The sequence below is a fragment of the Flavobacterium branchiicola genome (assembly GCF_018383905.1).
GTDB classification, from domain to species: Bacteria; Bacteroidota; Bacteroidia; order Flavobacteriales; family Flavobacteriaceae; genus Flavobacterium; species Flavobacterium branchiicola.
The window spans coordinates 148,166-154,165 of record NZ_JAGYWA010000010.1; the positions used below are offsets into that span (position 1 = coordinate 148,166).

Here is a 6,000-nt window from a genome sequence, read left to right on the forward strand (position 1 = left end):
TATACACATTCTGTGTTTACTTTCGTAATTCATCATAAAATCAAAACAAAAAAAGTCCGACAGATTTAATAATCTAGCGGACTCGAATTGTATTAAATAAAAAAGACCGTCAATTGACGGTCTTAAATTTATTCTGGACTATTCATTTTAAATGTATCCATAAATGCGGTAGTATAATCTCCTGCAATATATTTTGGATCATCCATTAATTGTCTGTGAAAAGGAATTGTAGTTTTTATACCTTCAATAACAAATTCATCCAAAGCTCTACGCATTTTGCTAATAGCTTCTTCACGCGATTGTGCTGTTGTAATTAACTTAGCAATCATTGAATCGTAATTTGGCGGAATACTATAACCTGAGTAAACGTGCGTATCTAAACGAACTCCGTGTCCTCCTGGCATATGAAGTGTAGTAATTTTTCCTGGTGAAGGACGAAAATCATTATAAGGATCTTCGGCATTAATACGACATTCGATAGCGTGTAATTGTGGTAAGTAGTTTTTTCCAGAAATTGGAATTCCGGCAGCTACCATAATTTGCTCACGAATCAAATCGTAATCAATAACTTGTTCTGTAATCGGGTGCTCTACCTGAATACGTGTATTCATTTCCATGAAGTAGAAATTTCTATGTTTATCAACAAGGAATTCTACTGTTCCAGCTCCTTCATATTTAATGAATTCAGCAGCTTTTACAGCAGCTTCTCCCATTGCAGCACGAAGTTCATCTGTCATGAAAGGTGAAGGTGTTTCTTCAGTAAGTTTTTGGTGACGACGCTGAACAGAACAATCTCTTTCAGAAAGGTGACATGCTTTACCGTAAGAATCTCCAACAACCTGAATTTCGATATGACGTGGTTCTTCAATAAGTTTCTCCATGTACATTCCGTCATTACCAAAAGCTGCAGCAGCTTCCTGACGCGCGCTTTCCCAGGCTTTCAATAGTTCATCTTCTTTCCAGATGGCACGCATTCCTTTTCCACCACCACCGGCAGTAGCTTTCATCATCACTGGGTAGCCAATTTCTTTTGCTACTTTTTGTGCATGTTCGTAAGATTCTAATAATCCATCTGAACCTGGTACACAAGGAACTCCTGCTGCTTTCATTGTAGCTTTAGCAGAAGCTTTATCTCCCATTCTGTCGATCATTTCAGGAGCGGCACCAATAAATTTGATTCCGTGTTCCTGACAAATTTTAGAGAATTTAGCATTCTCAGAAAGAAATCCGTATCCTGGGTGTATTGCATCTGCATTTGTAATTTCTGCAGCGGCAATAATATTTGACATTTTTAAATACGATAAGTTACTTGGAGGGGGACCAATACAAACCGCTTCATCAGCAAACTTAACATGAAGGCTTTCTGCATCGGCTGTAGAGTAAACTGCTACAGTTTTAATTCCCATTTCCTTACATGTACGAATTACACGAAGTGCAATTTCTCCTCTATTCGCAATTAATATTTTTTTAAACATCTTTTTTTAATTAGATAATTAGACAATTTGATAATTAGATAATTTTAGATGATTAACAAAATTTGATTGTGAATCCTTCTAAAATCTAAAATCTAAAATCTAAATTTATTTATGATGGATCTACTAAGAATAAAGGTTGATCAAATTCTACCGGAGACATATCGTCAACTAGAATTTTTACAATTTTACCTGAAACCTCTGATTCGATTTCGTTGAATAATTTCATTGCTTCAATTACACAAAGAACATCTCCTTTTGCGATAGTACTTCCTACTTCTGTAAATACTGGTTTATCCGGAGATGGTTTTCTATAGAATGTTCCAATGATTGGAGATTTTATAGTTATGAATTTAGAATCGTTAGCAGCTGGAGCTTCTGGTGCTACATTTACAACAACCGGAGCAGTTTGTTGAGGAGCAGTAGTTTGCGGTAACGCGGCCTGAGCTGGCAATTGCTGTACATAAGTAGCCTCGGTTACATTTGTTTCTAAAGTTGTTCTGATAGTGATTTTTACATCATCCATTTCTAACTTTACTTCTGCAACTCCCGAATTTGCTACAAATTTGATTAGGTTTTGAATTTCTTTTAAATCCATAATGATTCGTTTTTAGTTTTGATTTATTTTGTATCGTAAGCCCATTTTAAGTAAATAGATCCCCAAGTGAATCCACCACCAAAAGCGGCAAAAATAATATTATCTCCTTTTTTAAGCTTATGCTCAAAGTCAGCTAATACTAATGGCAAAGTTGCTGAAGTTGTATTACCATATCTTTCGATATTCATTAATACTTTTGAATCTTCAAGATTCATTCTTCCTGCCGTAGCATCAATAATACGCTTGTTTGCCTGATGTGGCACTAACCAATTAACATCTTCGTTAGTCAAATTGTTTCTTTGCAAAATCAATTCACTTGCATCAGCCATATTAGTCACAGCATATTTAAAAACGGTTTTTCCGTCCTGAATAATATTGTGTTGTCTGTTTTTAACAGTATCTTCTGTAGTTGGGATTAAAGAACCTCCGGCAGAAATTTTAAGGAAATCACGCCCTACACCATCACTTCTTAAGTATTCATCCTGCAAACCTAAACCTTCATTATTTGGTTCGAATAGAACAGCACCTGCTCCATCTCCAAAAATAATACAAGTAGATCTGTCTGTGTAATCTACAATTGATGACATTTTATCTGCACCAATTAATAATACTTTTTTGTAACGTCCTGACTGAATATAAGCTGCAGCCGTTGACATTCCGTATAAAAAACTTGAGCATGCTGCCTGCAAATCGTATGCAAATGCATTTGTAGCCCCGATTTCTGTTGCAACATAAACTCCTGTAGAGGCTACTGGCATATCTGCTGTAGCTGTTGCCATTATGATCATATCAATCTCTAAAGGATCAATATTTGCTTTTTCAATTAAATTCTGAGCTGCTTTTATAGCAAGAAACGAAGTTCCTTTATCAGCATCTTTAAGAATTCTTCTCTCTTTAATTCCGGTACGAGTGGTAATCCATTCGTCATTGGTATCTACCATGGTTTCCAATACTTTGTTAGAAAGTACAAAGTCTGGAACATAAGCTCCAACAGCGGTAATTGCGGCTGTGATTGTATTCATTATATTCTATTATTTCCTTCCAAATACTGCTATTTGAAAAATTTTTAAAAGACCTGAAAATTACAAAAAAAAAAGAAATTAATCTGTAGATAATTTCTTAAAAAAAGAAAATTATAACCAACAAAAAAAACTCTCACTATGTGAGAGTTCCAGTATAATTTACAAAAACGTATTAAGCAACCGCTTCAGATTTATCGATAACAACTTGTCCTCTGTAGTACATTTTACCTTCATGCCAGTAAGCTCTGTGGTATAAATGCGCTTCTCCAGTAATTGGACATGTAGCGATTTGAGCTACAGTAGCTTTATAATGTGTTCTTCTTTTATCTCTTCTTGTTTTCGAGGTTTTTCTCTTAGGATGTGCCATTTTACTATATTATTTATCCGTTAATAGTTTCTTTAATTTTTCCCAACGCGGGTCAATATCTTCTTCTTGTTTATTCTCAACTTTTTCTTCTTTGACTCTCAATTCATTCAGTTTATTTAAAGCTTCGGTCTGTAAACTTCCGTCTTTAACTCCTGGATGAACTCGTTTTAGAGGTACCGAGAGAGCAATCATTTCATAAATGTATTGTGCAACATCTATTTCAAACTCTCCATGTGGTAAAATCAACAACTCTTCGTTATCATTATTAAACTCGTCTCCAAAACGAACAATCAATTTCATTTTACCTTTTAAAGGCAAATCAAAATCTTCACTCGTCAGATCGCAAGGCACATTAACTGTTCCTTTGTGTTTAAAATCTAACTCAAGCATGGTGCTTTTCTTATCTAAAACCAAACTTACTTTGATATCCGAACTTTGAAATTCGTTATACTCAAAGTTCTCAAAGAACTTGTTATTTACCTGATACTCAAAATGGTGTTTTCCTAGTTTTAATCCTACGAAAGGAATTAAAAATTCTTTTGTTTTGCTCATTTCAACATCAATTTGAACAATCCGCATCTGTAAACAGATATCTGAATTGGGGTGCAAAGATATAAAATTATTACAAATCTAATAATCTTATTCACCTTTTTTTGTTTATAACTGTTTTTCTTTTATTTTAAGAGGTTTTTGGCTAATCTCCTCATACTGATTACGCGAACGAAAAATATCAATCGCGAGATATACTGCTTCTTTAAACGAATTGAAATCTGCCATATCTTTTCCTGCAATATCAAAGGCTGTCCCGTGATCCGGAGAGGTTCTTACTCTATTTAAACCCGCTGTATAATTAACTCCTTTACCAAAAGACAATGTCTTAAAAGGAATTAATCCCTGATCGTGATACGTTGCCACAATAGCATCATATTTTTCATATTGACTGCTTCCAAAAAAACCATCAGCTGAAAATGGACCAAAAACCATAGTTCCGGCATCAAATATTTTTTTTAATGCAGGTTTTAAAATCAAATCTTCTTCTTTTCCTATTACACCACCATCTCCACTATGCGGATTTAATCCTAACACAGCAATTTTTGGCTTAACGATACTGAAATCCTGAATTAATGATTTTCTTATTGTTTCAATTTTTCTGGTAATTAATTCTTCTGTCAAATGAGAAGAAACTTCATTTAAAGGCACATGATCTGTCAACAAACCTACTCTCAAATTATCCTGTACCATCATCATAAGGGCATTGCCTTCTAATTCTTTATCAAGATAATCGGTGTGTCCCGGAAATTTAAATTCTTCTGACTGAATATTATATTTATTTATTGGAGCTGTTACCAGAACATCAACCAAACCTTCTTTTAATGCTTTAGTAGCCGCAACAAAAGATTTTATAGCGTACTCTCCAATTTTCTCATCGTTTTTACCAAAATTAATATCAACACCCTCTTTCCATAAGTTCAAAACGTTAACTTTCCCCGGAAGAACCTGATCTAACTTATCAACTCCATGAAACTGAACGGTTGAAGTAAAACTTTTTTTAACAAACGAAAGTATCTTGGCATTTGCAAAAATAACCGGCGTACACATTTCTAACATTCTCGAATCTTCGAATGTTTTCAATATAACTTCGCTTCCAATACCGTTTAAATCCCCTACCGAAATTCCAACAATTATATTTTCTGCTTTTTTATTCATGAGCTCAGCTTATTTATTACTAATTTTGATGTGCAAATTTAGTAAAATAAAACTACAATGTTTACAGGAATTATAGAAACCCTTGGAAGGATTCATGAAATCCAAAAAGACCAAAACAATCTTCATATAACAGTTGATTCATCATTCACTAACGAATTAAAAATAGACCAAAGCGTTTCGCATAATGGAATATGCCTTACAGTTGTTGCCATTAAAGACAATCATTATACTGTTACTGCAATAGACGAAACCATTTTAAAGACCAATATTGGAGAATGGAAAGAAGGTGATATCGTAAACCTGGAAAGAGGAATGAAACTTGGCGACCGTCTTGACGGACATATTGTACAAGGCCATGTAGACCAAACTGGAACCTGTATTAAAATTGAAGAAGCAAACGGAAGCTGGAATTACACTTTTGAGTACGACAGCAACTTAAACAATATAACAATCGAAAAAGGCTCTATTACGGTAAATGGTGTAAGTCTAACAGTTGTAAACTCTAAAACAAACGAATTTAGCGTTTCAATTATCCCTTATACATTTGAAAACACCAACTTTAAAAATTTCGCAGTTGGAACTAAAATAAATTTAGAATTTGATGTTGTCGGAAAATATATCTCAAGATTATATTCTATAAATAAATAAAATAAGTACAAAATACATTTTCGCAAAAAGCTTCAATTTAAATTGAGGCTTTTTTTTATTTTGTCTCGTCCTGAAAAAAGTTGACTATAATAGATGTAATTATGTCAACAGAAAGAAAACATTCTAAAAATCCATTGCCTCCCCAAACTTTCAGTGAGGTCTTTAAAAGGAAGGTCGTAAAAGAAT

At 33.9% G+C, this 6,000-nt stretch carries 7 protein-coding genes; 1 reads left to right on the forward strand and 6 read right to left on the reverse strand.

Annotated features, from left to right (window positions below; genetic code table 11):
* Positions 1 to 128: 128 nt before the first annotated feature.
* The 6 genes from accC to pdxA form a co-directional block, all read right to left on the reverse strand.
* Positions 129 to 1,475 carry an acetyl-CoA carboxylase biotin carboxylase subunit gene (gene accC, locus KHA98_RS21220; protein ID WP_213259995.1) on the reverse strand — a complete coding sequence of 449 codons (1,347 nt, stop codon included), beginning with the start codon at positions 1,473 to 1,475 and terminating at the stop codon, positions 129 to 131.
* Positions 1,476 to 1,584: 109 nt separating this feature from the next.
* Positions 1,585 to 2,070, reverse strand: coding sequence for an acetyl-CoA carboxylase biotin carboxyl carrier protein (gene accB / locus KHA98_RS21225; protein WP_213259996.1), 486 nt, complete (start codon positions 2,068 to 2,070; stop codon positions 1,585 to 1,587).
* 23 nt (positions 2,071 to 2,093) lie between these two features.
* On the reverse strand, positions 2,094 to 3,092 hold the full coding sequence (locus KHA98_RS21230; protein ID WP_213259997.1) for a beta-ketoacyl-ACP synthase III: 999 nt from the start codon (positions 3,090 to 3,092) through the stop codon (positions 2,094 to 2,096).
* A 172-nt stretch (positions 3,093 to 3,264) separates the two neighbouring features.
* Entirely contained in the window at positions 3,265 to 3,459 is a 195-nt protein-coding gene (gene rpmF / locus KHA98_RS21235) for a 50S ribosomal protein L32 (RefSeq protein ID WP_008465217.1), read from the reverse strand.
* A gap of 9 nt (positions 3,460 to 3,468) precedes the next feature.
* Complete coding sequence (locus KHA98_RS21240; protein WP_213259998.1) at positions 3,469 to 4,011, reverse strand: YceD family protein; 543 nt, start codon at positions 4,009 to 4,011, stop codon at positions 3,469 to 3,471.
* A gap of 105 nt (positions 4,012 to 4,116) precedes the next feature.
* Positions 4,117 to 5,166, reverse strand: a complete 1,050-nt coding sequence (pdxA, locus tag KHA98_RS21245) for a 4-hydroxythreonine-4-phosphate dehydrogenase PdxA (RefSeq protein WP_213259999.1) — start codon at positions 5,164 to 5,166, stop codon at positions 4,117 to 4,119.
* A gap of 57 nt (positions 5,167 to 5,223) precedes the next feature.
* On the opposite strand from pdxA, the gene KHA98_RS21250 reads away from it, so the two are divergent.
* Complete coding sequence (locus KHA98_RS21250; protein ID WP_213260000.1) at positions 5,224 to 5,814, forward strand: riboflavin synthase; 591 nt, start codon at positions 5,224 to 5,226, stop codon at positions 5,812 to 5,814.
* Positions 5,815 to 6,000: the final 186 nt, after the last annotated feature.

Excerpts from the sequence above, each read along its gene's own strand:
- accC (WP_213259995.1), bottom strand. The coding sequence starts at position 1,475 with ATGTTTAAAAAAATATTAATTGCGAATAGAGGAGAAATTGCACTTCGT.
- accB (WP_213259996.1), bottom strand. The coding sequence starts at position 2,070 with ATGGATTTAAAAGAAATTCAAAACCTAATCAAATTTGTAGCAAATTCG.
- KHA98_RS21230 (WP_213259997.1), bottom strand. The coding sequence starts at position 3,092 with ATGAATACAATCACAGCCGCAATTACCGCTGTTGGAGCTTATGTTCCA.
- rpmF (WP_008465217.1), bottom strand. The coding sequence starts at position 3,459 with ATGGCACATCCTAAGAGAAAAACCTCGAAAACAAGAAGAGATAAAAGA.
- KHA98_RS21240 (WP_213259998.1), bottom strand. The coding sequence starts at position 4,011 with ATGAGCAAAACAAAAGAATTTTTAATTCCTTTCGTAGGATTAAAACTA.
- pdxA (WP_213259999.1), bottom strand. The coding sequence starts at position 5,166 with ATGAATAAAAAAGCAGAAAATATAATTGTTGGAATTTCGGTAGGGGAT.
- KHA98_RS21250 (WP_213260000.1), top strand. The coding sequence starts at position 5,224 with ATGTTTACAGGAATTATAGAAACCCTTGGAAGGATTCATGAAATCCAA.